The organism is Halovulum dunhuangense, assembly GCF_013093415.1.
In the GTDB taxonomy this organism is placed as follows: Bacteria; Pseudomonadota; Alphaproteobacteria; order Rhodobacterales; family Rhodobacteraceae; genus Halovulum; species Halovulum dunhuangense.
The window spans coordinates 528,409-552,318 of sequence record NZ_JABFBC010000002.1 but is presented as its reverse complement, the minus strand read 5'-3'; the positions used below and the strand labels follow the sequence as shown (position 1 = coordinate 552,318).

Below are 23,910 nucleotides of genomic sequence, written 5' to 3'. Positions count from 1 at the left end.
ACCATGACCCAGACCAAGGGGCAGATTTCGCAGATCGGGGCGCTGCTGGTCGGATCGGCAGCACTCCTGTTCGCGGGTGGCATCAACGCCCTGATCCTGCCGTTGCGCGGCAGCATCGAGGGCTTTTCCGAGCTGTCGCTGGGTCTGCTCGGCACCGGCTGGGCCGTGGGCTATGTCGGCGGCTGCCTGATCGTGCCGGGTCTGGTCGGACGGGTCGGGCATATCCGGGGCTTTTCCGCGATGGCCGGGCTTGCGGCGATCTCGATCCTTGCGTCGCTGCTGCTGATCCATGCCCCGGCCTGGATCGTGCTGCGCGCGGTGGCGGGCTTCTGCTTTGCCGGCGCCGCCATGATCGTCGAAAGCTGGCTGAACGAGAGGACCGCGCCGCATCTGCGCGGGCGCGTTTTCGGCATCTACACCATGGTGAACCTGGCCGCGACCACGGCCGGGCAGATGCTGCTGACGCTGGGCGATCCAGCAGGCTACGCGTTCTTCGTGCTGGCGGCGATGTTCTATGCCATGGCCCTGCTGCCCACCGCGATCACGCGCCAGAGCGCGCCGCAGCCGATGGTCGCGGCCAAGCTGGACCTGCCCACCTTGTGGCGCAACTCGCCGCTGGCGGTGGCGGCGGTTCTGCTGGTGGGCGTATCCAACAGCGCCTTCGGCACGCTGGGCGCGGTCTATGGCAACCGGATCGGGCTTGAGACATCGACAATCGCCATCTTCATGTCGATCGCGGTGGTCGCCGGGGCCGCGCTGCAGGTGCCGGTGGGCTGGCTTTCGGACCGGATCGACCGGCGCAAGGTGCTTCTTGCCCTGACCTTCGTGGCGGCCGTGGCCGACGCGATCTTCGTCTTTCTCGCGCCAACGCAGCCCATGGTGGTGCTGGTCGTGGCCAGCATCTTCGGCGCTGCGGTCTATGCAATGTATCCGGTAATCGTGGCCCATGCGAACGACCACGCGCCCGAGAACTATTTCCTGCTGACCAGCGGCGGGCTGCTGCTGCTGTTCGGCATCGGTTCGATCATCGGCCCGCTGGCGGCGGGTGTCGTCATGGGCGCGATGGGGCCCTCGGGCCTGTTTCTGACGTCGCTTGTCGCGCATGTGGCGCTGATCCTGTTCGGGCTGTGGCGGATGCGCCGGCGCTCGGCGGTACCGGCTGACCAGAAGGGCGCCTTCAAGGCCAGCCCGCTGGTGGCCACATCTACCCCGCAGACGCTGGTCCTGAACCCCAAGGGCGATATCACGGAGCCCCCGTCCGAGACCGGGCCGGCACCCGAAAACCCGGCCGAGGGGGCATCGGAAAATCCGGATGAAGGTCCGGTCGAAAAGGTCTGATTTTCCGCTTGCAGGCCCCCGGAGAATCTCTATAACACGGCCTCACGAAACGGAGCGCGGGCGTAGCTCAGGGGTAGAGCATTACCTTGCCAAGGTAAGGGTCGTGAGTTCGAATCTCATCGCCCGCTCCAATTTTCCAGACAAGCTGCTGAAACCAAACGCAATCAGGCATCTGATTGCGCTGGTTTCCGGCGTTGGCAGAGTGTTCCCGAAACCGCGATCCCGCGCTGCGAAACCGGGCCTTGGCCCGGCCCGCCCAACTCAGCTCTTGATGCGGTAGCCGGTCCTGAACAGCCACCAGGTGATGGCCAGACACGCGGCGAGGAACCCGGCGATCGCCGCCAGGCTGACGCCCACGGCCACGTCCGACACCTCGTAGAAGCTCCATCTAAAGCCGCTGATCAGGTAGAGCACCGGGTTGAACAGCGACACCGTCTGCCAGGACGGCGGCAGCATCGAGATCGAGTAGAAGCTGCCGCCAAGAAACACCAGCGGCGTGATCACAAGCATCGGCACCAGCTGGAGCTGCTCGAAATTGCGCGACACGATGCCGATGATGAATCCCAGAAGCGCGAAACTCACGCAGGTCAGGATCAGGAAGCCCAGCATCCAGACCGGGTGGGCGATCCGCAGCTCGACGAAGAAGCTGGCGGTGACGAGGATGATGAGCCCGATCGCCAGCGACTTCGTGGCTGCCGCGCCGACATAGCCGATCACCACCTCGAGATACGAGACCGGCGCCGACAGGAGCTCGTAGAAGGTGCCGACGAATTTCGGGAAGTAGATCCCGAAACTGGCGTTCGACACCGACTGCATCAGCACCGACAGCATGATCAGGCCCGGCACGATGAAGGCCCCGTAGCCGACCCCTTCGACCGACTCGATGCGGCTGCCGATGGCCGAGCCGAATACGACGAAATAAAGCACGGTCGAGATCACCGGAGAGATCACGCTTTGCAGCGGCGTGCGCAGGGTGCGCGCCATCTCGAACTTGTAGATCGCCAGGATCGCGCGCAGGTTCATGGCCGCTCCTTCACCATGTCGACAAAGATTTCCTCCAGCGAGCTTTGCTTCGTGCGCAAATCGCGCACCACGATGCCCGCGGCACTCAGGTCCGACAGCAGCCGCGCGATGCCGGTCCGCTCGCCCTGGGTGTCGTAGTTGTAGGTCAGCCGCTCGCCGTCGGACGACAGCTCGAGGCTCCATTCCCCCAGGCTTGCCGGCACGTCCGCCAGCGGCGCGCGCAACTCGATCTCCAGTTCCTTGCGGCCCAGCCGCTTCATCAGCTTGGCCTTGTCCTCCACCAGCAGGATCTCTCCGCCGGAGATGACGCCGATCCGGTCGGCGATGGCCTCCGCCTCCTCGATGTAGTGGGTCGTCAGGATGATCGTGGTGCCCTTGGCGCGCAATTCCTCGACCAGTTCCCACATCTCGCGGCGCAACTCGACATCGACGCCGGCGGTGGGCTCGTCGAGGAACAGCACCCGCGGCTCGTGGATCAGCGCCTTGGCGATCAGCACCCGGCGCTTCATGCCGCCCGACAGCTCGGTGATCCGCGCCTGCCGCTTGTCCCACAGCGACAGCGCCCGCAGCACCCGCTCGGTCAGCGCCGGGTCGTCGGGCATCCCGAACAGGCCGCGGGTGAAGGCGACGGTATCGAGCACCCTGTCGAAGGGCTGAAGCGCGATTTCCTGCGGCACCAGCCCGATGGCGGTGCGCGCCGCGCGCCAGTCGCGCAACACGTCATGGCCGGCCACCGCCACGCTGCCGGAGGTCGGCGTGACGATACCGCAGACGATGGAGATGAGCGTCGTCTTGCCCGCGCCGTTCGGCCCCAGCAGGGCAAGGATCTCGCCCTGTTCGATGCTCAGGCTGGCCGCCTTGAGCGCCTTGTGGCCGGATGCATAGGTCTTTGTAAGGTCCCGTATCTCGACAATCGGGGGCATGTCTCGAATTCCTTTTTCAATGCCCCATCAGATAACCCGCTGGCCTGCCGGCGGATAGCCCCCTTCGGCTCAGCCGATCCAGAGGGCTCCGTAGCGCGGCAACAGAACGCCTCCTGCCGCCGGATCGAGCGGCTGCTCGCCCAGCCGATCCCGCCAGATCGTCACGCCCTGCGCCTGAAGCCAGCTGGCCGGAACCCATTGCTCTGTTTCGCGGAAATTGAACAGGCAGACGACCGGCTCGCCGGGCGCCGCGCGGCGGAAGGCAAGGACCGAGGGCGTGGGCGGTGGCAATATCTCGGTCGGGTGGCCGCCATGCAGTTGCCGCAGCCCCGCGCGCCGCGCCATGATCCGCTGCACCCCGCCGAAGATGCGCCCCTCGATCGTGGCGGGATCACGCCTGCGCGCCGCCGCTTCCCAGTCCATGTCGGGGCGCTGCATCCGGCGGCTGTCGATCGATCCGTCGGGCAGGCGGTGGTCGGCGTAGTTGTTCATGAGCCCCAGCTCGTCGCCCATGTAGATGAGCGGGATTCCCCCGAAGCTTGCGATCAGCGCGTGGCCCATGAGGATGCGGGCGATGGCGTCGTCGATCAGACCCGGATCGCCCTGTTCCAGCGCCCGCTCCAGCCCCGCGAGCGAGGCGCAGGTGCCGTTGTTCCGCTTGTCGCCGGTGGCGGGGTTGTACTGGAACAGCCCGCCGCGGGCGAAGCTGCCCGGAAACACGCCCTCGTAGAAATCCGCCAGAAAGTTGCGATGGGCATGGGCGTTCAGGCCCACGGCGCCTGCATCCTCGTCGGTCACCGCCCAGCCGATATCGTCGTGGCAGCGCAGATAGGTGCCCCAGGTCGCGTTCGGAAACCGCGAGGGGAAATGCGTGGACAGCACATGCGTCATCATGCCGACGTCGCGACTGGCGAGCGAGGACCAGAACTGCACCATCAGGTTGTTGTGGTAGGCCAGGTTCGACGCCTTTCCGGTATGCGTGCCGGTCCCGAGATAGGGCACCAGATCCTGCGGCGAGACGATTGCCTCGGCCTTCAGCATCGTGCCGGGTGCAACCATCCGCGTGGCCGCCCGCAGCGCCTGCAATATGTCATGCACCGGGGGCAGGTTCTGGCAGATGGTGCCCATCTGCTTCCACATGAAGGCGACGGCATCCAGCCGCAGCGTTTCGGCCCCGCGGTTCAGCAGCGCCAGCATCACGCGCAGGATTTCCAGGAAAACCCATGGGTTCGACCAGTTCAGATCCCACTGGAAATGGTGGAACGTGGTCCAGACCCATTTCCCCATCGCCTCGTCGAAGGTGAAGTTCCCGGGCGCATCGTCGGGAAAGATCTCGAGCAGCGACTCCTCGTACTGGCGGGGCAGGGTTTCGTCGTCGAAGACATGGTAGAAGCGCCGGTACTTCGCATCGCCCGCCCGCGCCGCCTCGGCCCAGGCGTGTTCCGACGCAGTGTGGTTCAGCACCATGTCGAGGCAGACGCCGATCCCCTCTGCCCTCAGCGCCGCGGCGACCGTCTCGAATTCCTCCATCGTGCCCAGGCGCGGATCGAAGCGGGTGTAGTCCCGGACCGCGTAGCCCCCGTCATTCGCGCCCTCGCGCGGCATGAGGCAGGGCATGAAATGGACATAGGTGACGCCCAGTTCCTTGAGATAGCCGACATGGTCCAGCACCCCGGTCAGCGATCCGGCGAAGCGGTCGATATAGAAGACGTATCCCACCTGCCGGGGTGACAGGAACCAGTCGGGGTTCAGATCGCGTTCCAGGTCGAGGGCGCGCAGCGGCGCGGGGCGGGCCGCGAAGGCCTCAGACAGCAGGGCTTCCAGCGCGCGGCCGAAGGCGGCGAAATCGGGATGGGTTCCGTACAGCCGGTCGAGCGGCTGCCACAGATCCGTGGCGCCCCGCGCGCGGCGCAGGGCGAAGATCGTGTCGTCCGAGACGGATGCGGTCTGCCGGGGACGGGCCTGGGGCGTTTGCGTCAAGGTCATGGCATGAGGAAGTGCCAGTTTGCCGCCCCCCGCGCAAGCCGGATGGGCGGGCGTGCGGTCAGGCCCCGAGCCCATCCAGCCAGCCCGGCAGCGCCGCGATCGAAGGCAGCACAGCCTCTGCATGGGGGGAGAGTTCGGGCGCCGTGGCGTGCCCGGTCAGCACCGCAAGCCGCCGCATGCCGGCGGCGCGCCCGGCCTCCAGGTCGTGCCGGCTGTCGCCCACCATAACGGTCGCCGCCGGGTCGATGCCCGTCGCCTCGGCAAAGGCCAGCAGCATGCCCGGGCCGGGCTTTGCGCCGTGCCCGCTGTCATAGCCCGCGACGAAGTCGAAATGGTGCGCGATGCCCGCCTCGTGCAGATGGTGCGTCACGGGGCCGATCCCGTCATTGGTGGCGACCCCCAGCCGCAGGCCGCGCTGCCGCAACCCCGCCATCAGCGGATCGAGCGGCGCCACGGGCACCTGCACCGCCGTGCCGGTAGTTTCCCGCACGATCGCGCGCAGCTCGTCCGGCCCCAGCTCCGGCAGCACCTCGATCACCAGTTCCACCCAATCGTCCACCGTTCCGGCAATGAAGGGGCTGTCGGGCAGGTGCTGATCCGCCTCAAGATCGAAGCGCACCGCGGCGGCCAGTTGCTCTACCCGGTCATGGGGGCCGGCGATGTCGCGGATGAAGCGCCCCGTCCAGGCGCCCCAGGTCGCCTTGAAGTCGAAGAGGGTGCCATCCTTGTCGAAGATGATCGCCTGAATGCTGGCCACTTGAGTTCACCTTGTGAGTTGCTACCGTCCCGCAAGCCCAGAGATAGGAACGGAGCCCGGCCCGCACCATGCCCCGCCCGCGCAAGACCCGCACCGACTACGCGCATTTCGCCCGCCACACCACCCGCTGGCGCGACAATGACGTATACGGCCACATGAACAACGCGGTTTTCTACGAACTGGTAGACGCGGCGGTGAACGACTGGATCATCGGCTCGGGGGAACTCGACATTCCCCATGGGCCGGTGGTCGGGCTGGTAGTGGAATCGGCCTGCGTGTTCCACGAATCGCTGGGTTGGCCCGATCCGGTGGACGCGGGACTTCGGGTGGCCCGCATCGGCAATTCGTCCGTCCAGTACGAGGTCGGCCTGTTTCGCGGCGGCGCGGATCATGCGGCGGCGGAAGCGCGCTTCGTCCATGTCTATGTCGACCGCGACAGCCGCCGCCCGGTTTCACTGCCGGACCCGTTCCGCAGCGCGCTGGCGCGGTTGCAGGTGGCCTAGGTCCAGTTCGGCAGATCGCCCCCCGGAAGACCCGCCCGGGCGCGCATGACATCCTCGGGGCGGCAGGGCAGCGACTCGGCGAAGGCCAGGACCGAGGCTTCGTCCATCAGCAGGAAATCCAGAACGAAGCCAAGGAAGTCGGGATCGGCGGCGCGGTCCCGCAGGTCTTCCACGCTCGCGCCGCTTGCGCCCAGGAACGCCCCGGCCCGGTCGGGGTCCGAGGCGATCCACCCCAGCGCCCCCAGCGCCAGGGTTTCGGCATCGTCGCGTCGCATCGGCAGCATGGGCGGGGCCTCCGGATTGGGTGTGTGCAAGGATTTGTTAAGCCTGTTGCACCAGCCTTGCCAAGAAGGGCGGAGAAAGCTCCGCCTGGTTTGCAAGGACGGGGCAAGCCCATGGCAGGGCAGATCGCGATCATAGAACCGGACCTGGGGGCAAGACTGCTGCTCAGGGCCCGATTGACCGAGGAATACCACAGGGTCGCCACTCTGGCCGACCCGGCCGATCCGGCGGCCGAGGCGCTGATCGATGGCGCCGATCTGGCCTTCATCGATTCGGGCGCCTCGGGGCGTGCGCTGATGGCCCGGCTCGCCCGACGGCAGGGGGCGCGGCATGTACCGATCATCGCGACCCTGCGCCCGGAAGACGACCCGCGCGCGGTGCTTTCCGAATGCTTCCGGCTGGGGGCGGACGACGTTGTCAGCCGCGAGGATGCGGCATCCGGTCCGCTGGCGCTCGCGCGGCTGCGGCGGCTGATCGCGGCAAGCCTGGCCGCCCGCGATCTGCCGCACCGCAGGCTCCCGCAGGTGGAGGGGCTTTCCGCCCGGCGGCCGGCGCCAGTGCTTCTGAGCCCTTCGGATGCGCCGCAGCCCGCGCTTCTGTCCGGTCTGCTGCGCGCGGGCATCCTGTCCAGCCCGGCCCAGGCAGGCGCCGCCGCGCCCGGTGCGCCTATTCTGGTCTGGCTTGGCCAGCCCCGTTGCGGCGAGGCGGGGTTGCGCCTGATCGCGCGCCTGCCGCACGATACCATCACCCGGCACAGCCCGATCCTCGCGCTCTGCCCGCCAGATGACCCGCACCGCGCGGCGCAGGCGCTGGCGCTTGGCGCCGGCGAGGCGGTGACGATCGACACCCCCTGGACAGAGATCGCCGCCCGCCATGCCGCGCTGTTGCGCCGCGCGGACCGGGCCGACGCCCTGCGCGCGGCCCTAGCGCAGGAGCTGGCGCTTGCCCACACCGATCCGCTGACCGGCCTCGGCAACCGGCGCATGGTCGAGACCCTGCTGCCCGCGCGTTTGGCCCGGATGAAGGCGGCGGGCGAATGCCTGGCGCTGATCCTGCTCGATATCGACCGCTTCAAGCGTGTGAACGACCGCCATGGACATGCCTGCGGCGACCGGGTGCTCGCGGAAGTCGCGGCGCGCCTGCGCCTTGCCTCGGGCGATGCGGCGCTGCTCGCGCGGATGGGCGGCGAGGAATTCCTGGTGGCGGTTCCCGTCCGGGACCAGGCGGCTGCCGCGCGTCATGCCGAGCGGCTGCGCCGCGCGGTCGAGCGGACGCCCGTGCTGGCCGCGCGCGCCACCGGGCCGCTGACCGTGACCGTCAGCGCGGGCATCGCCGTCGCCCGGCCTGGCGACACCCTCGAGGCGCTGGTGCAGGATGCCGATGCCGCGCTTTACCGCTGCAAGGCGGCGGGGCGCAACCGGGTCATGCTGGCCGCGCGCGCGGCCTAGTCATTCCCGGTCCCTGCCGCCCCGGTCGCGCCAGTCACCGCGCGAACGCGATTCGAGCGTCTCGGCCATGGCGCGGCGGGCCTCTGGCGTCATCGCGGCGATCCGGGCAAGCAGCACGGCGCGGGTGCGGTCGCCGATCTCGCGCCAGACCGTCTCCTGCCGGTCGAGCGCGGCGCTGAGCGCTGCCTCGGAATAGGGCTCTGCGAGAAGGGCCTCGACCAGCGCCGCCCGAGCCTCGCGTATCTCGGTCCGGGCGGCGCGGAACTTCGCCCGGCCATCGCGCAGATCTTCTCGCAACGCTGCACGCTCCTGCTGCGGCAGGGCCCCCAGCAGATGCGGCACGCCGCCGGGACCGTTCCAGCCGGCGGGGCCCGTGGCCGGGCCGCGCAGCAGGAAACCCGCGACAACGCCCACCACAGCCAGGTTCAGGCCCAGCGACAGGATCAGCGCCGGCTTCAGCCAGCGCCCTGAACGCGGCTTGTCTGGCGCGCTCACGACCCGATCTCCTCGAGCAGTGCTTCCACCGGATCCTCGCCCATGTCCGAGACCATGATCACCCCGTCGCCCAGCGCCGCGGCATAGAGCGGATCAAGAAGCATCGGCTGGAAATAGCCCAGCGCCGCCCCCGCCAAAGCCGAGCCCGCCAGGGTCATGCCCGCCCGCCAGCCGCCCAGACTGCTGGCCAGCGCCTGCCACCAGGGCTGGCCCCGCACCGGCTTGGGGCGGGGCGGTTGAAGCGCCAGCGCCTCGGCCGTGAGCCGCGCCATGAAGTCCGGCCGTGGCTGCGGCTGCCGCGCGCGCAGCGCGGCAAAGGCCGGGTCCAGAGGGTTGTCACGGTCGTTCCGGTCGCGTGTCATCGGATCATTCCTCGTATCCAAGGGCGCTGCGGGCCCCCTCCAGCCGGGCCCGCAGCGCGCGCCGTCCGCGCGACAGCAGGCTTTCCACCGCCTCGACCGAAAGCTCCATCACGGCGGCGATCTCCGGGTTCGATCGTTCCTCCAGATGCCGCAGCACGATGGCAAGGCGCTGGCGTTCCGGCAAGGCGGCCAGCGCCGCGTCGAGCGCCTGCGCCCGTGCATCCTGCTGCAACCGCGCCTCTGCGCCCGGGCTGCCGTCGGCCGCCTCGAATCCCTCGGGCATCTTCTCGGGCCGTGGACGCCGCAGGCGGTCGGTGCACAGGTTCGCGGTCACGCGGTAGAGCCAGGTGTCGATCCGCGCCTCTCCGGCGCGCCATTGCGGCGCGATCCGCCAGAGCCGCAGCATCGCCTCCTGGGTGATCTCCTCTGCCTCTGCGGTATCGCGCAGCATCCGCAGCGCCAGCCGATAGGCGCGCGGCGCATGGAGATCCACCAGCCGCCGGGCGGCATCCGGCTCCCCGGCCGCCCAGGCGGCAAGCAATGCGGCGTCCCGTTGCCGCTGGGGATCCCCGGCCTCTGCCACGGGCGGCGCTCAGCGCAAGGCCCGGACCGGATACGCGGATGGCCTCATCCCGCGCCTGTGCCATGTCCGCCGCCCCTTGTGCCGTGTCCGTGCCGTCCGCCCATGCGTCTGCTCCGCTCTCGGTTTGCACGGGGTTCTACGCCCCGCACGCGGGCTTCCGTCGCACGAAAACCGCGTCAGGCGCGACATCCCGCCGCAAGACAGGCTGTCTCAGCGCATTCCATGCCGCAAGCCACTATGTTCTCGTCCTGAAACCGTGGGAGCATGACATGCGCGATACCCCGATTGCCCCGGACATGACCGCCGACGCACCCGAGCGCGACCTGCGCCGATCGCTTCTGCGTGGCTGGCGACGGCGTTGCCCTTCATGCGGTGCCGGGCCGCTGATGCAGGGCTACCTGACCGTGCGCGAGGGCTGCGCGGTCTGCGGCGAGGAACTGCACCATCACCGCGCCGATGACGGCCCGGCCTGGGCGACGATCCTGATCACAGGCCATATCATGGCGCCGCTCATGCTGACCGTCTACGAGATGTTCCGCCCCGAGGGGTGGCTCATGGCGCTGGTCTTCTCTGGCCTTTTCACGCTGATGGCGCTCTATCTGCTTCCACGCATCAAGGGCATGTTCGTGGGCCTTCAATGGGCCCGGCGGATGCACGGCTTCGGCGCCGAACCCGAGCACGAGGCGCGCTAGACAGGCGCGTCGGGCCGGATCATAGTCGCGCCGATGAGCACGCAATCCCCCCACGCCGACCAGCCGATCCGCGACGCCGCAAGTCTGGTGCTGCTGCGCCAGATGGCCGATGGCCCGCATGTGCTCATGGGCCAGCGCGGGGCGGGGGCGGTCTTCATGGCCTCGAAATACGTGTTTCCCGGCGGTCGGGTGGACGACGCCGACGCGCGCGTGCCGCTCGATCCGGGCCTGGATGCTGGCGTCGCGGCGCGCCTGGCGCTTCATTCCGCCGTTTCGCCCATGGCGCTGGCGGCAGCGGCGATCCGCGAATTGTGGGAAGAGGCCGGGCTCAGGCTGGCGCGCCCCGGCGCCAGCGCGGCGACCGACGTGCCGCCGGGTTGGGAGGGGTTCCTCGACGCGGGCCTCGTGCCCGACGCGTCGTCCCTGTCCTTCGTCTTTCGCGCGATCACCCCGCCCGGCCGCCCGCGCAGGTTCGACGCGCGGTTCTTCCTTGCCGACGCGGCCGCGCTTCTGGGGGATCCCGACGACTTTTCGGCGGCCGATGACGAGTTGAGCCACCTGCACTGGCTACCGCTTGCACAGGCGCGCAATCTGGACCTGCCGTTCATCACGCGCGTGGTCCTGTCCGAGGTCGAGGCCCATGCCAAGGCGGCCGCCCGGTCGCGTCCGGTGCCCTTCTTCGACCACACGGAACGTCACTCACGGTTTCGCGCGCTCTGAGCAGGTGCCCTGCGCTTGACATGAGCGGTGCTACGTGTAGAACCCGGGCTTCAAGATTTCACACCTGCCGCCGGCCCGCCGGTGAGGAGACGACAGATGGCAAAGCCCACCACGATCAAGATCCGGCTGAATTCGACCGCAGATACCGGCCATTTCTACGTGACGAAGAAGAACGCGCGCACCATGACCGAAAAGATGGTCGTCAAGAAGTACGATCCGGTGGCGCGCAAGCATGTCGAGTACAAGGAAGGCAAGATCAAGTAAGATCTGCCATTCCGAAGCTGATCGGGGGCTGCGCGGGGAACTGCGCGGCCCTTCTGCATTACTGACGAGCGCTTTGGGAAATGACCGCGGACACCGGATATTTCATCCGCCCCGGAAGGCCAGATGACGTGCCCGGCGTCGACTCGCTGCTGGCGCGCAGCTATCCGCGCCTGCTGAAGGCGGACTATGCCCCCTCGGCGCTGGTCATGGCGATTCCGCTGATCGCACGGGCCCAGCCCGCGCTGGTCGCCTGTGGCACCTATTACGTCGCAGAGCTGGCCGATGGCACGATCATCGGTGCCGGCGGCTGGACGCGGCACAATCCCGCGACCGGTCGCGCCGAGGACAGCCTTGCCAGCATCCGCCATTTTGCCACCGATCCGGACCTGGTCCGACGGGGCATCGGGCGCGCGTTGATGAACCGATGCCTGCGCGAGGCGCGGGCGGCCGGCATGACCGGGATGCTGTGCTACTCCACCCGCACCGCGGTGCCCTTCTACGCGTCGCAAGGCTTCGTGCCCCTGGCCGATGTCGAGATCGAGCTGCAACCGGGTATCCGCTTTCCCGCCGTGCGGATGGAGCGCGTCGTCCCCTGATATTGCCGGCCAAATGAAAAGGGCCGGCGCTGGGCCGGCCCTTCGGTCTTGAGACGCCGCTCGGTGTTACTCGCGGTTGCCGAGGAACTGGAGCAGGAACATGAACATGTTGATGAAGTCGAGGTACAGGCTCAGCGCGCCCATGATGGCGGCCTTGCCCAGCCAGTCCTGCGCACCCGCACCCACCATTTCAAGGTACTGCACCTTGATGCGCTGGGTATCATAGGCGGTCAGGCCGGCGAAGATCAGCACGCCGAGCACCGAGACCGCGAAGTGGATCGCCGGGCTGGCAAGGAAGATGTTCACGATCGAGGCGACGATCAGGCCGATCACGCCCATGATCAGGAAGCTGCCCCAGCCGGAAATGTCCTTCTTGGTGGTGTAGCCGTAAAGGCTGAGGCCGGCGAAGGCGATCGCGGTCACGAAGAAGGTCTGCGCGATGGAGATGCCGGTGAAGGCCTGGAAGATCCAGCTCATCGACAGGCCCATCACGGCCGAAAAGGCGTAGAACATGAACTGGGCGCCCGCCTCGGACAGGCGGTTGATCATGCCGCCAAGGGCAAAGACCATGATCAACGGGGCGAACATCACCACCCAGCCCAGGATGTTGGGCGACAGCGTCACGGGATCGCGCAGGAGCGAGAACAGTGCGGGCGTCGTGCCGACACCCCACGCCACGGCGCCGGTGACGACCATCGCGATCGACATCAGCCCGTAGACCTTGTTCATGTGCGCGCGCAGGCCCTCGTCAATCTGAGCGGTGCGGACCCCAGCAGCCGTGCGCCGGACAGTTGAAAACTCGGCCATATGAATATCCCTCCATGCGTCAGCCGGTGGGCGGGCCGTTCCTGGCCCGCCTCATGGGCGTAATATTGGGGACGGGTGATGCCAGTTCAAGTAAAACCGGGCCCGCTTGCGTGTTTGTGACCCGCTCAGTCCTGCGCCCTCAGCACCCGTGCCGGCCGCGCGCGCAACGGCCTGAGCGCGAAGGCCAGCCCGGCCAGAAGCGAGGCCGTCGCGCCGCCCAGCACGATGGCAACCGCCTGCAGCGCTGCGAAACGGAACTCCGTCTCCATCACGAAGGTGGTGACGCCCCAACCGGCCAGCGCACCGGCGATGATTGCGACCATGCCGGCAGTCGCCCCCAGCATCGCCGCGCGCAGGGCGAAGCTTTGCAGGATGCGACCCCGGGTCGCGCCCAGCGTCTTGAGCACTGCCGCCTCGAAGACCCGCCGCCGCTCGCCTGCCGCCGCGGCGCCGATCAGCACCATGAAGCCGGTCAGCAGCGTCGCCGCCGCGCCGTATCGGGTGGCGGCGGAAATGCCGTCCAGGGCCTCGGCCACGCGGTCGATGGCGTCGCGCACGCCGATCGCGGTGATGTTGGGGTAGGCGTCCGCCACGCGCCGCAGTAGCGGTGCCTCGGCCGACGGCTCGGCATAGACGGTCGCGATATGCGTGTGCGGTGCGCCGGCCAGCGCGCCGGGGTTCAGCGCCATCAGGAAGTTGATCCCCATGTCGTCGAATTCGACCACGCGCAGGCTGGTCAGTTCTGCCGTCAGGTCGCGGCCAAGGATGTTGACCGTCACGCGGTCGCCCAGCCGCAGCCCCATTTCGCGGGCCTCCTCCTCGGCGAAGCTCATCACGGGGGGGCCTGCGTAGTCCTCGGGCCACCATTCGCCCTCGACGATCTGCGTTCCCGCCGGAGGGGTGGCGGCATAGGTCACGCCCCGGTCGCCCCGCAGCGCCCAGTGGCCGTCCCCCGTTTGCGCCCGCACATACTCAGCCGCCGGCTGGTCGTTGATGCGGGTGATGACGCCGCGCAGCATCGGCGCGGTCTCGACCTCGCCCACGCCATCGGTCTCACGGTTCGCGGCCATGAAGCCGTCCAGCTGGTCGGGCTGGATGTCGACGAAGAAATACGCGGGTGCGATTTCGGGCAGATCCTGCTGGATCGCGCTGCGCAGGTTGTAATCGACCTGGCCGATGGCAGCCAGCACCGACAGGCCAAGACCCAGCGACAGCGTGACCGAAGCCGTCTCTCCGCCCGGACCGCCGACCGCGCCCAGCGCCAGCCGTAGCGCCGGCCGGCCGCGCGCCGCGCCGCCATGGGACGCGCGCCGCGCAAGGGACCGCGCCCCACGCGCGGCCAGCAGGAGCACGCCAAGCGCAGCGACGATACCGGCGGCCGACCAGCTTGCCAGCCTGGGCACGTCCGACAGGGCGATCACCGTCGCCACGAACAGCGCGACGATCGCGGCAAGCAGCAGGACAAAGCGCCGCGCAGGCCAGCCGCCGCCGCCGCCGAGTTCACGGAACAGCCCCGCCGCCCGGACATCGCGCGCCCGTGCCAGGGGCCAGAGCGTGAATACCAGCGCGGTCATCAGCCCGTAGAAGGCGGCCTCCAGCAGCGGGGTCGCGTAAAGGCCGAAATCCGCGGGAAGCGGCAGCCGGTCCGCGATCAGCGGCGCGACCAGAAGGGGCACGGCCGCGCCGAGCGCCAGGCCGATGCCCACGCCCACCAGCGCCAACGCGCCGATCTGCATCAGGTAAATCGCGAATATCGTGTCGCCGCGCGCGCCCAGCGTCTTGAGCGTGGCGATGGTTTCCGTCTTGCCCTCGAGATAGCTGCGCACCGCGGCCGAAACGCCGACGCCGCCCACGGCAAGACCGGCAAGGCCCACCAGCACGAGAAACGCGCTCAGCCGGTCCACGAAGCGGGATACGCCCGGCGTGCCGTTCAGGCTGTCGCGCCAACGCATGCCGGTGTCGCGGAACAGGCCCCGCGCCTCGCGCTCCAGCGTCGCGATATCGGTGTCGGGCGCCGTGGCCAGCCGGTAGGCGCTGTCGAACAGCGTGCCTTCGGCCAGCAGGCCGCTTCCGCGCAGCGCCTCGGTCAGGACGATGATCCGCGGCCCGACCGTGAAGCCCGCCGTTATGCCGTCCGGCTCTGCCGTCAGCGCCGCCGTCAGGGCGAAGTCCCGGGTTCCAAGCCGCACCGCGTCCCCGACCTTCAGCCCCATGCGGGCGACAAGCACCGGGTCCATCACCATGCCCGGCAGGCCGTCGCGGCCCGCCAGCGCCTCGGAGAGCGGGATCTCGGGCTCCAGCCGGACGGTTCCGTACAGCGGATAGGCCCCGTCCACGCCCTTGACCTGCGAGAGGCCGCGGACACGCTCGCCATCCACCTCCGCGGTGGCAAGCGACCTGAAATCCACGATCTCGGACACGCGCGCGGCATTCGCGTCCATCCAGGCGCGTTCCTCGTCCGAGGCGAAGCGGTAGGTGAAGCGCATCTCGGCGTCTCCGCCCAGAAGGGCCGATGCTTCCTGTTCCAGCCCCGATGTTATCGCGCTGCGCACCGAGCCGACGGCGGCGATCGCCGCCACGCCCAGGGCGAGGCAGACGAGGAAGATGCGAAAGCCGCGCAGTCCCCCGCGCAGCTCTCGCGCCGCGATCCGGGCGGCGGTCCGGAACTCGCCCCCGGTCATTCCGCGGCCTGCGCCAGCGTATCGAGGCGACCGTCGCGCAGCCGGATCACCCGGTCGCAGCGGTCGGCCAGCTCACGCGAATGTGTCACCAGCACCAGCGTCGCGCCATGCCGGTCGCGCAACCCGAACAGCAGGTCCATGATCGCATCGCCCGTGGCACCATCCAGGTTGCCGGTAGGCTCGTCCGCCAGCAGGATGCGCGGCCGCGGTGCCGCGGCACGGGCAAGCGCCACGCGCTGCTGCTCGCCACCCGAAAGCTGGCTCGGGTAATGGTCCACCCGGTCGCCCAGCCCCACGGCGCGCAACTCTTCCGCAGCGCGGTCGAAGGCATCCCGCGCGCCGGCCAGTTCCAGCGGCACCGCCACGTTTTCCAGCGCGGTCATCGTCGGGATAAGGTGGAAAGACTGGAACACCACGCCCATATTGTCCCTGCGAAACAGGGCCAGGTCGTCTTCTCCCAGGGCGGTCATGTCGCGGCCCAGGACCATGACCGATCCCCCGGTGGCGCGCTCGAGCCCGCCCATGACCATGAGGAGCGACGACTTGCCAGACCCGCTCGGCCCGACCAGTCCCAGCGTCTCGCCCAGGGCCACATCCAGGCTGATCCCGTTCAGGATGTCCACGATCCCGGCATTGCCGGGCAGGGACAGGCGCGCATCTTTCAGGGAAATCACGGGTTCGGTCATGAAATCTCTTTCCTCGCTTGGTACTGGCCTTGGATATGGGGCACGCGCCGCGCGTCACAAGCTGGCAATCGTCGCAGTCGCGGCGATGGCGACGCTTCCCGCGCAGGCGCAGGATGCCACGGTGACGATCGCCGCGCTTGGCGACAGCCTGACCCAGGGCTATGGCCTGCCTCCCGAAGAGGGCTTCGTTCCGCAGCTTGCGAACTGGCTGGCCGCGAACGGCCACGAGGGAGTCGAGGTGCTGAACGCCGGTGTCTCGGGCGACACGACCGCGGGCGGGCTGTCGCGGATCGGCTGGACGCTGACCGACGATGTCGACGGGGTGATCGTCGCGCTGGGCGGCAACGACCTTCTGCGCGGCATCGACCCCGCGAACTCACGCTCCAACCTCGAGGCGATCCTGGCCGAGGTGACGGGGCGCGGGCTGCCGGTGCTTTTGGCGGGCATGATCGCGCCGGGCAATTACGGCCCCGAGTTCAAGCGCGATTTCGACGCGATGTATCCGGAACTGGCAGATCGGTACGATGCCGTCTACTACCCCTTCTTCCTTCAGGGGCTTGGCATGGGGACCGATCCTGGCGCTGCCGCGGATCTGATGCAACCGGACGGGATCCATCCGAATGCCGAAGGTGTGGCGGCGATGGTCGCCGATATCGGCCCCTTCGTGGCCGAACTGGTCGAGCGGGCGCGGGACTGAGGGTACCGCGCCCGGCTCAGGGCTTGCGCCGTCGGTGGCTTCGGCCCGCCGCCATCAGCGCAAGGTCATCGGCAGCGGCGCATCCCAGGATGCAGGGCGCAGGTTGGCATGGGGCAGCAGGCCCACGTCCTGGCGCAGGTGGTCGTCCAGCGCGTTGAAGGCGCGGCCCTGCCGGAATTCCTCGTCCTGTGCGATCACCGCCGCCAGCAGCCGCTTGAGCCATGAGCCCCGCTGCGCGCTGACCACGGGCATTGCCGTGACAACATGTTCCATGATGTTCTCCATTCAGAAAATTGATGAAAGCCCGCAACTCATCGCGAACGTTGATCCATATGCGCTTTCGGAATACATAAGTGAAATGAATGATTCATAAGTGACAGTTCACAGGTGTTGATATGCCCCGCAACCTCGACCTGACCGCGCTGCGTGCCTTCGTGACCGTTGCCGAAACCGGCGGCGTCACCCGCGCCGCAGGGCAGCTGAACCTGACCCAGTCCGCCGTGTCCATGCAGTTGAAACGGCTAGAGGAAAGCCTTGGTCAGCCGCTTCTGAACCGGCGCGGCCGGGGCGTCGCGCTGACGCCGCAGGGCGAGCAGCTGCTCAGCTACGGGCGGCGCATGCTGTCGCTCAACGACGAGGTCTGGGGCCTGATGCGCGATGACGCCTTCGAGGGCGAACTGCGGATCGGCGTGCCCCACGACATCGTCTATCCGCATGTGCCGGGGGTGCTCCAGCGGGTGGCGGCCGAGTATCCGCGGCTTCGGGTGGAACTGATCTCATCCTTCACCCGCTCGCTGAAGGAACAGTTCGCCCGTGGCGAACTGGATCTGATCCTGACCACGGAACAGGGTGTGGATCGCGGTGGCGAGACGCTTCAGACCGTGCCGCTCATGTGGGTCGGCGCGCCCGCTGGCAGCGCCTGGCGGCAGCGCCCGCTGCGGCTGGCCTTCGAGACGGCCTGCATCTTCCGGCCCACGGTGCAGCGGCTGCTGGACGACGCCGGCATCGCCTGGGACATGGTGGTGAACTCTGACAGCACGCGCACGGTCGACGCGGTCGTGTCGGCCGATCTGGCGATCCATGCCAACCTGGCCGGAAACGCCGTTCCGCACCTCGAGATAATCGACCATGGCGGGGCGTTGCCGGAATTGCCGGTGGTGGCCATCAACATGTACACCTCCACCAATGGCGAGGCGCCGCTGGCCGACGCGGTGGCGAAGTTCGTCCGCGAGGCCTATCAGCCGCGTTTCGCGGCCGTGGCGGCGCAATAGGCGGGCGGGGATGCGTCCAGCACCCCCGCCACCCTGTCACTTCTCCATCGGGCCGCCGGCCTTTTCCCAATCGCCGATGCCGCCGACATTGTAGACCTTGGCGTAGCCCATCTCCTTCAGGGTCTTGCCGGCCAGGGCAGCCTGGCCGCCCGCGCCGCAGACCAGCACGATCTCGGCGTCGCGCTTCATCGCCGGGTTGTAGTACTGAGAGGTGTCGCAGGCCGCGAATTCGAGAAAGCCGCGCGGAATGCGCAGGGCGCCCGCGATGGTTCCCGACTTCTCGATCGCTGCCGAATCGCGCACGTCGACGAACAGGGCGTTCCCGGCGCCGTGCCGCTCGATGCCCTGCTCGGGCGTGATCCGCTCGACGATGGCGTGCGCCTCTTCGAGGTATTTTCCTGCGGTCTTCATGCTGTCCTCCATCGCTTTCCAGGGGCGCGAAAATTCCGCCCGTTCACCGGGCGCAAGCCTATCGCCTAAACGGCGGCAGTCAAAGAGTGCTGCCGGATGCGTCCCGGATCTGCACCACGACCTTGCCCGTCGCGGCGCGCAAGCGCAGCAGGTCCAGCGCCTCTTGTGCCTGCGTCAGCGGCAGGACATGGCTGACATGCGGATGCAGCCGCCCCGCCTCATGCCACGCGAAAAGCTGGCGCAGGCTTTCGGCCATCAGATCCGGGCGCAGGCTGGCATAGGCGCCCCAGTAGAAGCCGATCACCGTCAGGTTCTTGACCAGAAGGATGTTTGCAGGGATCTGCGGCACCGCCCCGCTGGCAAAACCGACAGGCAGGATCCGCCCCTCGGGCCGCATCGCGCGCAGGGCCGCATCGAAAGGCGCACCGCCGACCGGGTCATAGCAGACATCCGCGCCGCCCAGCGCCTTGACCTCGGCCCGCAGGTCGGCGGTGTCGCTGTCGATCAGGTGATGCGCGCCCGCCGCGCGCGCGACCGCCAGCTTTTCCCGACCCCGCGCGCAGGCGATGACCCGCGCGCCCATCAGCGCGCCCAGTTCCACCGCCGTCAGCCCGACGCCGCCCGCGGCCCCCAGCACCAGAAGCGTCTCGCCCGGTTGCAGGCGGGCGCGGTGGGACAGGGCAAGATGGCTGGTGCCATAGGCCACCAGAAAACCCGCGGCCTGGGCGTCGGTCATGGATGGGGGCACTGGCACGCAGCGCTCGACCGGGATCGTTGCAAGTTGCGCGAACCCGCCCGAGCCTGTGAAAGCCGCGACCCGCGTTCCCGGCGCTGGCCCCGCGACGCCCGGGCCGAGCGCGCGGATCGTGCCGCAGATCTCCATGCCGGGGGTAAAGGGCAGGGGCGGCTTTTCCTGGTAGCGCCCCTCGACCATCAGCGTATCGGCGAAATTCACGCCGCAGGCATGGATCGCGACCAGGACTTCGCCGGGACCGGGGGCGGGGTCGGGGATATCCTCCAGCCGCATGCCCCTGCCGGTTTCGTGGACACACATCGCGCGCATGGTTTCCTCCGGCCGATCACGCCAGTTGCTTTTCGCACCGCACAATACTATGTGCCTCGCCAGAACGTCCGGCGGAATGCGCTTGGGCGCAACCCCCATTTCTGACAAGGGTGTCCCCGGATGGAACTTCGGAATATCGCGATCATCGCGCATGTCGACCATGGCAAGACCACACTGGTGGATGCCATGCTGCGCCAGTCTGGCTCTTTCCGCGAAAATCAGGCCGTGGCCGAACGGGCGATGGACTCGAACGATCTCGAGCGGGAGCGTGGCATCACCATCCTCGCCAAGGCCACCTCTGTCGAATGGCAGGGCGCGCGCATCAACATCGTGGACACCCCCGGCCATGCCGACTTCGGTGGCGAGGTCGAGCGAATCCTTTCGATGGTCGATGGCGTGGTGCTGCTGGTCGACGCAGCCGAAGGCCCGATGCCGCAGACCAAGTTCGTGACATCGAAGGCGCTGGCGCTTGGCCTGCGCCCGATCGTGGTCCTGAACAAGGTGGACAAGCCCGACGCGGAACCCGACCGCGCGCTGGACGAGGTGTTCGACCTGTTCGCCAGCCTTGACGCGGACGAGGAGCAGCTGGATTTCCCCGCGCTCTATGCCTCCGGCCGGTCCGGCTGGTGCGACGAGACGCTGGACGGCCCGCGCCAGGACCTGTCGGCGCTGTTCCGGATGATCCTGTCCCACGTCAAGGCCCCGAAGCAGTTGGCCGAGCGGGACAAGCCCTTCGCGATGCTGGCAACCACCCTGGCGGCCGATCCCTATCTGGGCCGCGTCCTGACCGGCCGGGTCGAGCAGGGCCGCCTGACGCCGGGCCAGACCATCCGCGCGCTCAGCCGCGACGGCAAGGAAGTCGAGCGTTTCCGCGTCTCGAAGATCCTGGCCTTCCGCGGCCTGTCCCAGCAGCCGATCGAGATGGCCGAGGCGGGCGACATCGTGGCGCTGGCCGGCATGGCCAAGGCAACCGTTGCCGACACGCTCTGCGATCTGACGGTCGGTGCGGCGATCCCGGCCCAGCCGATCGACCCGCCCACCATCTCTGTCACCTTTTCGATCAACGACAGCCCGCTTGCCGGCCGGGACGGCGACAAGGTGCAGTCGCGCGTGATCCGCGAGCGTCTGATGCGCGAGGCGGAATCGAACGTGGCGATCCAGGTCAAGGACACCCCGGGCGGCGACGCCTTCGAGGTGTCGGGCCGCGGCGAGTTGCAGATGGGCGTCCTGATCGAGAACATGCGCCGCGAGGGGTTCGAGCTGTCGATCTCCCGCCCGCAGGTGCTGTTCCGCCACATCGACGGCATCCGCCACGAGCCGATCGAGGAAGTCACCATCGACGTGGACGAGGCCTATTCCGGCGTGGTCGTGGACAAGCTCTCGCAGCGCAAGGGCGAGTTGGCCGAGATGCGCACCGCGACCGGCGGCAAGACCCGGATCGTGGCGCATGTGCCGTCGCGCGGGCTGATCGGCTATCATGGCGAATTCCTGACCGATACCCGCGGCACCGGCGTCCTGAACCGGGTGTTCCACAGCTGGGCCCCCGACCGCGGTCCGATCCCCGGCCGCCGGCAGGGCGTGCTGATCTCGATGGAGAGCGGTTCGGCCGTACCCTATGCGATCTTCAACCTGGAGGATCGCGGCCATTTCTTCATCGGCGCCGGTGAAGAGGTCTACCAGGGCATGATCCTGGGCGAGCACAGCCGCGACAATGATCTCGAGGTGAACCCCCTGAAAGGCAAGAAGCTGACCAACGTCCGCGCCTCCGGTACGGACGAGGCGGTTCGGCTCACGCCCCCGCGGCGCATGAGCCTCGAAGAGGCGATCGCCTATATCGACATCGACGAGCTGGTGGAGGTCACGCCGAATCACGTGCGCCTGCGCAAACGCCACCTCGACCCCCACGAGCGCAAGCGGGCCGCCAAGGCGGCAAGCTGATACCCCCATCCCCCCGCTCCCCCCGGGGGGGTACATTCAGTTATTTATATATTGTCTCTGCTTGCTGACAGGGATAGTACTAAGTTGGCTGGACTATCGCCCTGGTTGTAAGATAAGCTTTCGTCTGACGTAAGGTAATGCGTCGAGTAAACAGTAAGCCGTGAAAAAGACGGTTCATGCTTTGGGGGACAAGATGAAACATCCTGTGGACGCGCATGTCGGACAACGGATCCGGCACCGCCGGTGGCTCATGGGCATGACCCAGCAGCAACTGGGCGATGCGATCGGGATCAAGTTCCAGCAGGTCCAGAAATACGAGACCGGCATGAACCGCGTCAGCGCTTCGCGGCTTTGGGACATCGCGCGCGTTCTGGACGTGGATGTCAGCTTTTTCTTCGAGGGGCTTGGCGCCGAGGCGGCCGAGCACGAGGCCGCCGGCAGCGAGATGCCGCGCGACCTGATGGCCGACAAGGAAGCGATGGAGCTTATCCGCAGCTATTACGCGATTCCCGAAGCGCAGCGCCGCAGGCTGTTCGACCTGGCGCGCGTGCTGAGCGACGTTGCCTGATCGGGAACACCGAAGACCCATGACCTCCGTTCCATCGCCAAAAGCGATCCCGCACGCCCTGCGCGAAGAGCTTCTGGCGGTGGCACATCGCGTCGCCGACGCCGCCGGAAAGGCCGCGCTGCCGCATTTCCGCAGGGTTGGACTGGCGGCCGAGAACAAGGCCGGCGAAACCGGCTTCGACCCCGTCACCATCGCCGACCGGCAGACGGAACGGGCGATGCGCGACATTCTCGCGGCCCTTCGTCCCGACGATGGCATCCTTGGCGAGGAAGAGGCCGCCCGTCCCGGTACCACCGGCCTGACCTGGGTCATCGACCCGATCGACGGCACACGGTCCTTCCTGTCCGGCATGCCCGTCTGGGGTGTGCTGGTCGCGGTTGACGCGGGCGACGGCCCGGTGCTTGGGGTCATCGACCAGCCCTATACCGGCGAGCGCTTCACCGGCGGCTTCGGCCAGGCGCAGTTCCGGCGCCGCGGCGAGGCGCCGGTGGAAATCCGAACCCGGCCCTGCGCCGATCTGTCGGCGGCGACGCTGTTCACCACCTTTCCCGAGGTCGGCACCCCGGATGAGCGGGCGGGCTTCGCGGCGGTCGCCGCGCGCGTGCGGCTCACGCGCTACGGCGCCGACTGCTACGCCTATGCGCTGCTGGCCGCCGGCCAGATCGACCTGGTGATCGAGGCGGGGCTCCAGCCCTATGACGTGCAGGGGCCACAGGCCGTGATCGAGGGGGCGGGGGGCGTCGTTACCGACTGGCAGGGGCGCCCCGCGCATCGCGGCGGGCGCGTGCTGGCGGCGGGCGATGCGCGCGTTCACGCCCAGGCGCTGGAAATCCTGTCCCGCATGCCCGGCTGATACGGCTTAGCCCAGCACCGACCCCAGCCGCATCGCGAGGCCCATGTCCCCCTCGATCCGCATGCGCCCGGACATGAAGGCGGTGGTGGGGTTGAGCGCGCCCTCGCTGATCTGGCGAAAGGTGTCGGCGTCCGCGATCAGCGTCACATCCGCATCCGAATCATCGACGGTGGCGCCGTCCGCGTCCAGCCGGATCGCGCCCTCGTTCTCGATCATCACCTTGACCGAAAAGTCGAGCTGCCCCGGCCCCACCTTGCGCGAGAGAGCCTCGTGGGCGGCTTTCAGAATGTCGCTCATCGTGATCCTTTCCGGTGCCGGTCGCACAGGGCCGCGAGGGCCCTCGCATTTGATGGAACGCGTGCTAATCTAGTCTGCATGATGCGGATGAAAAACCCTGTTGCCGTCCTTTCGCTTGCGGTCCTGCTGGCCGCGGGGCCGGGCCTGTCGCAAAGCCTGTCCGACCGCGCCGAGCTGGAGGCCGAGGCAGAGCGCCTTCTGGCCGAGCTGTCCGATCCCGAGTTGCGCACCGCGCAGGCGACCGAGAACCGGTTGATCGGCGTCTGGTCCCGCTCCGGCTCGGAGACGGTCGACTTCCTGCTTTCTCGCGCCCGAACGCTGATCGAGGAAGAAGAGTATCTGACCGCGCTCGACCATCTGACCGCGCTGACAGACCACGCGCCCGACTTCGCCGAAGGCTGGTACGTCCGGGCCACCACCTTCTACCGGCTGGAGGAATTCGGCCTCGCGATGCGTGACCTCGAACGCGCGCTCGCGCTGAACCCGCAGCATTTCGGCGCGCTGATGGGGCTTGGCACGCTGCTGGAGGAAATGGGCCACGACGCACTAGCGGTGCGGGCCCTGCGGCTGGCACAGGATCTGAACCCCCACCAGCCGGATATAGCCGAGGCAATCGCCCGCCTCGAATATCGCCTCGGCGAGGCAAGCCTCTAGGAAAGTTTCCGC

General features: G+C 68.2%; 28 protein-coding genes and 1 tRNA gene. 14 read left to right on the top strand and 15 right to left on the bottom strand.

What is annotated here, in order from left to right; all coding sequences use genetic code 11:
- Window positions 1-3: 3 nt before the first annotated feature.
- Window positions 4-1,338, top strand: coding sequence for an MFS transporter (locus HMH01_RS13370; protein ID WP_171326268.1), 1,335 nt, complete (start codon window positions 4-6; stop codon window positions 1,336-1,338).
- Between the two features lie 56 nt (window positions 1,339-1,394).
- Window positions 1,395-1,469 (top strand) — tRNA-Gly (locus tag HMH01_RS13365).
- 130 nt (window positions 1,470-1,599) lie between these two features.
- Here the strand turns inward: HMH01_RS13365 and HMH01_RS13360 are convergent.
- The 4 genes from HMH01_RS13360 to HMH01_RS13345 form a co-directional block, all read right to left on the bottom strand.
- Window positions 1,600-2,361: an ABC transporter permease gene (locus HMH01_RS13360; protein WP_171326267.1), complete on the bottom strand. Its 762-nt coding sequence runs from the start codon at window positions 2,359-2,361 to the stop codon at window positions 1,600-1,602.
- Window positions 2,358-3,284: an ABC transporter ATP-binding protein gene (locus HMH01_RS13355; RefSeq protein ID WP_171326266.1), complete on the bottom strand. Its 927-nt coding sequence runs from the start codon at window positions 3,282-3,284 to the stop codon at window positions 2,358-2,360. Before HMH01_RS13355 ends, HMH01_RS13360 begins: the two co-directional genes overlap by 4 nt.
- Before the next feature lie 69 nt (window positions 3,285-3,353).
- Window positions 3,354-5,270, bottom strand: coding sequence for an amylosucrase (locus HMH01_RS13350; RefSeq protein ID WP_171326265.1), 1,917 nt, complete (start codon window positions 5,268-5,270; stop codon window positions 3,354-3,356).
- Between the two features lie 58 nt (window positions 5,271-5,328).
- Complete coding sequence (locus tag HMH01_RS13345) at window positions 5,329-6,027, bottom strand: HAD-IA family hydrolase (protein ID WP_171326264.1); 699 nt, start codon at window positions 6,025-6,027, stop codon at window positions 5,329-5,331.
- Between the two features lie 68 nt (window positions 6,028-6,095).
- On the opposite strand from HMH01_RS13345, the gene HMH01_RS13340 reads away from it, so the two are divergent.
- Window positions 6,096-6,530, top strand: coding sequence for an acyl-CoA thioesterase (locus tag HMH01_RS13340; protein WP_171326263.1), 435 nt, complete (start codon window positions 6,096-6,098; stop codon window positions 6,528-6,530).
- Here the strand turns inward: HMH01_RS13340 and HMH01_RS13335 are convergent.
- A complete protein-coding gene (locus HMH01_RS13335; RefSeq protein ID WP_171326262.1) occupies window positions 6,527-6,805 on the bottom strand; it encodes a DUF3572 domain-containing protein in 279 nt (92 codons plus the stop codon). The two genes, HMH01_RS13340 and HMH01_RS13335, sit on opposite strands and share 4 nt — an antisense overlap.
- 120 nt (window positions 6,806-6,925) lie before the next feature.
- On the opposite strand from HMH01_RS13335, the gene HMH01_RS13330 reads away from it, so the two are divergent.
- Complete coding sequence (locus HMH01_RS13330; RefSeq protein ID WP_171326261.1) at window positions 6,926-8,260, top strand: GGDEF domain-containing protein; 1,335 nt, start codon at window positions 6,926-6,928, stop codon at window positions 8,258-8,260.
- Here HMH01_RS13330 and HMH01_RS13325 read toward each other — a convergent pair whose 3' ends face one another.
- The 3 genes from HMH01_RS13325 to HMH01_RS13315 are packed head-to-tail and all read right to left on the bottom strand — an operon-like array spanning window position 8,261 to window position 9,700.
- Entirely contained in the window at window positions 8,261-8,755 is a 495-nt protein-coding gene (locus tag HMH01_RS13325) for a periplasmic heavy metal sensor (RefSeq protein ID WP_171326260.1), read from the bottom strand. It abuts the gene before it with no gap.
- Complete coding sequence (locus tag HMH01_RS13320) at window positions 8,752-9,117, bottom strand: hypothetical protein (protein ID WP_171326259.1); 366 nt, start codon at window positions 9,115-9,117, stop codon at window positions 8,752-8,754. The genes HMH01_RS13325 and HMH01_RS13320 overlap by 4 nt, the downstream gene beginning before the upstream one ends.
- 4 nt (window positions 9,118-9,121) lie before the next feature.
- Window positions 9,122-9,700, bottom strand: a complete 579-nt coding sequence (locus HMH01_RS13315) for an RNA polymerase sigma factor (RefSeq protein ID WP_171326258.1) — start codon at window positions 9,698-9,700, stop codon at window positions 9,122-9,124.
- Between the two features lie 296 nt (window positions 9,701-9,996).
- Between HMH01_RS13315 and HMH01_RS13310 the strand changes: the two genes are divergently transcribed.
- The 4 genes from HMH01_RS13310 (at window position 9,997) to HMH01_RS13295 (ending at window position 11,972) form a co-directional block, all read left to right on the top strand.
- Window positions 9,997-10,392 (top strand): DUF983 domain-containing protein, encoded by a 396-nt coding sequence (locus tag HMH01_RS13310; RefSeq protein ID WP_425483620.1) that lies wholly within the window; start codon window positions 9,997-9,999, stop codon window positions 10,390-10,392.
- A gap of 33 nt (window positions 10,393-10,425) precedes the next feature.
- Window positions 10,426-11,112 (top strand): NUDIX hydrolase, encoded by a 687-nt coding sequence (locus HMH01_RS13305; RefSeq protein ID WP_171326256.1) that lies wholly within the window; start codon window positions 10,426-10,428, stop codon window positions 11,110-11,112.
- 96 nt (window positions 11,113-11,208) lie between these two features.
- On the top strand, window positions 11,209-11,376 hold the full coding sequence (gene rpmG, locus HMH01_RS13300) for a 50S ribosomal protein L33 (RefSeq protein WP_009572866.1): 168 nt from the start codon (window positions 11,209-11,211) through the stop codon (window positions 11,374-11,376).
- An 80-nt stretch (window positions 11,377-11,456) separates the two neighbouring features.
- On the top strand, window positions 11,457-11,972 hold the full coding sequence (locus HMH01_RS13295; protein WP_171326255.1) for a GNAT family N-acetyltransferase: 516 nt from the start codon (window positions 11,457-11,459) through the stop codon (window positions 11,970-11,972).
- Window positions 11,973-12,038: 66 nt separating this feature from the next.
- Here HMH01_RS13295 and HMH01_RS13290 read toward each other — a convergent pair whose 3' ends face one another.
- The 3 genes from HMH01_RS13290 to HMH01_RS13280 all read right to left on the bottom strand — a co-directional run bounded on the left by HMH01_RS13290 (window position 12,039) and on the right by HMH01_RS13280 (window position 16,146).
- A complete protein-coding gene (locus HMH01_RS13290; RefSeq protein WP_171326254.1) occupies window positions 12,039-12,779 on the bottom strand; it encodes a Bax inhibitor-1/YccA family protein in 741 nt (246 codons plus the stop codon).
- Between the two features lie 125 nt (window positions 12,780-12,904).
- Window positions 12,905-15,460, bottom strand: coding sequence for an ABC transporter permease (locus HMH01_RS13285; RefSeq protein WP_171326253.1), 2,556 nt, complete (start codon window positions 15,458-15,460; stop codon window positions 12,905-12,907).
- Window positions 15,457-16,146: an ABC transporter ATP-binding protein gene (locus HMH01_RS13280; protein ID WP_171326252.1), complete on the bottom strand. Its 690-nt coding sequence runs from the start codon at window positions 16,144-16,146 to the stop codon at window positions 15,457-15,459. The genes HMH01_RS13285 and HMH01_RS13280 overlap by 4 nt, the downstream gene beginning before the upstream one ends.
- On the opposite strand from HMH01_RS13280, the gene HMH01_RS13275 reads away from it, so the two are divergent.
- On the top strand, window positions 16,145-16,843 hold the full coding sequence (locus tag HMH01_RS13275) for an arylesterase (protein WP_171326251.1): 699 nt from the start codon (window positions 16,145-16,147) through the stop codon (window positions 16,841-16,843). The genes HMH01_RS13280 and HMH01_RS13275 overlap by 2 nt on opposite strands.
- Window positions 16,844-16,897: 54 nt before the next feature.
- Here HMH01_RS13275 and HMH01_RS13270 read toward each other — a convergent pair whose 3' ends face one another.
- On the bottom strand, window positions 16,898-17,116 hold the full coding sequence (locus HMH01_RS13270) for a hypothetical protein (RefSeq protein WP_171326250.1): 219 nt from the start codon (window positions 17,114-17,116) through the stop codon (window positions 16,898-16,900).
- 122 nt (window positions 17,117-17,238) lie between these two features.
- On the opposite strand from HMH01_RS13270, the gene HMH01_RS13265 reads away from it, so the two are divergent.
- Window positions 17,239-18,114 (top strand): LysR family transcriptional regulator, encoded by an 876-nt coding sequence (locus tag HMH01_RS13265; protein WP_171326249.1) that lies wholly within the window; start codon window positions 17,239-17,241, stop codon window positions 18,112-18,114.
- A 36-nt stretch (window positions 18,115-18,150) separates the two neighbouring features.
- Here the strand turns inward: HMH01_RS13265 and HMH01_RS13260 are convergent, their stop codons facing one another.
- Both HMH01_RS13260 and HMH01_RS13255 read right to left on the bottom strand, forming a co-directional pair.
- Window positions 18,151-18,525 carry a rhodanese-like domain-containing protein gene (locus HMH01_RS13260; RefSeq protein WP_171326248.1) on the bottom strand — a complete coding sequence of 125 codons (375 nt, stop codon included), beginning with the start codon at window positions 18,523-18,525 and terminating at the stop codon, window positions 18,151-18,153.
- Between the two features lie 79 nt (window positions 18,526-18,604).
- On the bottom strand, window positions 18,605-19,588 hold the full coding sequence (locus HMH01_RS13255) for an NADPH:quinone oxidoreductase family protein (RefSeq protein WP_171326247.1): 984 nt from the start codon (window positions 19,586-19,588) through the stop codon (window positions 18,605-18,607).
- A gap of 120 nt (window positions 19,589-19,708) precedes the next feature.
- On the opposite strand from HMH01_RS13255, the gene typA reads away from it, so the two are divergent.
- The 3 genes from typA to hisN all read left to right on the top strand — a co-directional run bounded on the left by typA (window position 19,709) and on the right by hisN (window position 22,947).
- On the top strand, window positions 19,709-21,526 hold the full coding sequence (gene typA, locus HMH01_RS13250) for a translational GTPase TypA (RefSeq protein ID WP_171326246.1): 1,818 nt from the start codon (window positions 19,709-19,711) through the stop codon (window positions 21,524-21,526).
- 193 nt (window positions 21,527-21,719) lie between these two features.
- Entirely contained in the window at window positions 21,720-22,094 is a 375-nt protein-coding gene (locus HMH01_RS13245) for a helix-turn-helix domain-containing protein (RefSeq protein WP_171326245.1), read from the top strand.
- Between the two features lie 19 nt (window positions 22,095-22,113).
- Window positions 22,114-22,947 carry a histidinol-phosphatase gene (hisN, locus tag HMH01_RS13240; protein WP_171326244.1) on the top strand — a complete coding sequence of 278 codons (834 nt, stop codon included), beginning with the start codon at window positions 22,114-22,116 and terminating at the stop codon, window positions 22,945-22,947.
- A 6-nt stretch (window positions 22,948-22,953) separates the two neighbouring features.
- Here hisN and HMH01_RS13235 read toward each other — a convergent pair whose 3' ends face one another.
- Entirely contained in the window at window positions 22,954-23,244 is a 291-nt protein-coding gene (locus HMH01_RS13235; protein WP_171326243.1) for an SCP2 sterol-binding domain-containing protein, read from the bottom strand.
- 87 nt (window positions 23,245-23,331) lie between these two features.
- Here HMH01_RS13235 and HMH01_RS13230 point away from each other — a divergent pair, with 87 nt between their 5' ends.
- Entirely contained in the window at window positions 23,332-23,898 is a 567-nt protein-coding gene (locus tag HMH01_RS13230) for a tetratricopeptide repeat protein (RefSeq protein WP_171326242.1), read from the top strand.
- Window positions 23,899-23,910: the final 12 nt, after the last annotated feature.

What these genes read in the sequence shown, in the direction of transcription:
- HMH01_RS13370 (WP_171326268.1), top strand. Translation starts at nt 4, where the DNA reads ATGACCCAGACCAAGGGGCAGATTTCGCAGATCGGGGCGCTGCTGGTC.
- HMH01_RS13360 (WP_171326267.1), bottom strand. Translation starts at nt 2,361, where the DNA reads ATGAACCTGCGCGCGATCCTGGCGATCTACAAGTTCGAGATGGCGCGC.
- HMH01_RS13355 (WP_171326266.1), bottom strand. Translation starts at nt 3,284, where the DNA reads ATGCCCCCGATTGTCGAGATACGGGACCTTACAAAGACCTATGCATCC.
- HMH01_RS13350 (WP_171326265.1), bottom strand. Translation starts at nt 5,270, where the DNA reads ATGACCTTGACGCAAACGCCCCAGGCCCGTCCCCGGCAGACCGCATCC.
- HMH01_RS13340 (WP_171326263.1), top strand. Translation starts at nt 6,096, where the DNA reads ATGCCCCGCCCGCGCAAGACCCGCACCGACTACGCGCATTTCGCCCGC.
- HMH01_RS13335 (WP_171326262.1), bottom strand. Translation starts at nt 6,805, where the DNA reads ATGCGACGCGACGATGCCGAAACCCTGGCGCTGGGGGCGCTGGGGTGG.
- HMH01_RS13330 (WP_171326261.1), top strand. Translation starts at nt 6,926, where the DNA reads ATGGCAGGGCAGATCGCGATCATAGAACCGGACCTGGGGGCAAGACTG.
- HMH01_RS13320 (WP_171326259.1), bottom strand. Translation starts at nt 9,117, where the DNA reads ATGACACGCGACCGGAACGACCGTGACAACCCTCTGGACCCGGCCTTT.
- HMH01_RS13310 (WP_425483620.1), top strand. Translation starts at nt 9,997, where the DNA reads ATGACCGCCGACGCACCCGAGCGCGACCTGCGCCGATCGCTTCTGCGT.
- HMH01_RS13305 (WP_171326256.1), top strand. Translation starts at nt 10,426, where the DNA reads ATGAGCACGCAATCCCCCCACGCCGACCAGCCGATCCGCGACGCCGCA.
- rpmG (WP_009572866.1), top strand. Translation starts at nt 11,209, where the DNA reads ATGGCAAAGCCCACCACGATCAAGATCCGGCTGAATTCGACCGCAGAT.
- HMH01_RS13295 (WP_171326255.1), top strand. Translation starts at nt 11,457, where the DNA reads ATGACCGCGGACACCGGATATTTCATCCGCCCCGGAAGGCCAGATGAC.
- HMH01_RS13290 (WP_171326254.1), bottom strand. Translation starts at nt 12,779, where the DNA reads ATGGCCGAGTTTTCAACTGTCCGGCGCACGGCTGCTGGGGTCCGCACC.
- HMH01_RS13285 (WP_171326253.1), bottom strand. Translation starts at nt 15,460, where the DNA reads ATGACCGGGGGCGAGTTCCGGACCGCCGCCCGGATCGCGGCGCGAGAG.
- HMH01_RS13275 (WP_171326251.1), top strand. Translation starts at nt 16,145, where the DNA reads ATGAAATCTCTTTCCTCGCTTGGTACTGGCCTTGGATATGGGGCACGC.
- HMH01_RS13280 (WP_171326252.1), bottom strand. Translation starts at nt 16,146, where the DNA reads ATGACCGAACCCGTGATTTCCCTGAAAGATGCGCGCCTGTCCCTGCCC.
- HMH01_RS13270 (WP_171326250.1), bottom strand. Translation starts at nt 17,116, where the DNA reads ATGGAACATGTTGTCACGGCAATGCCCGTGGTCAGCGCGCAGCGGGGC.
- HMH01_RS13265 (WP_171326249.1), top strand. Translation starts at nt 17,239, where the DNA reads ATGCCCCGCAACCTCGACCTGACCGCGCTGCGTGCCTTCGTGACCGTT.
- HMH01_RS13260 (WP_171326248.1), bottom strand. Translation starts at nt 18,525, where the DNA reads ATGAAGACCGCAGGAAAATACCTCGAAGAGGCGCACGCCATCGTCGAG.
- HMH01_RS13255 (WP_171326247.1), bottom strand. Translation starts at nt 19,588, where the DNA reads ATGCGCGCGATGTGTGTCCACGAAACCGGCAGGGGCATGCGGCTGGAG.
- typA (WP_171326246.1), top strand. Translation starts at nt 19,709, where the DNA reads ATGGAACTTCGGAATATCGCGATCATCGCGCATGTCGACCATGGCAAG.
- HMH01_RS13245 (WP_171326245.1), top strand. Translation starts at nt 21,720, where the DNA reads ATGAAACATCCTGTGGACGCGCATGTCGGACAACGGATCCGGCACCGC.
- hisN (WP_171326244.1), top strand. Translation starts at nt 22,114, where the DNA reads ATGACCTCCGTTCCATCGCCAAAAGCGATCCCGCACGCCCTGCGCGAA.
- HMH01_RS13235 (WP_171326243.1), bottom strand. Translation starts at nt 23,244, where the DNA reads ATGAGCGACATTCTGAAAGCCGCCCACGAGGCTCTCTCGCGCAAGGTG.
- HMH01_RS13230 (WP_171326242.1), top strand. Translation starts at nt 23,332, where the DNA reads ATGAAAAACCCTGTTGCCGTCCTTTCGCTTGCGGTCCTGCTGGCCGCG.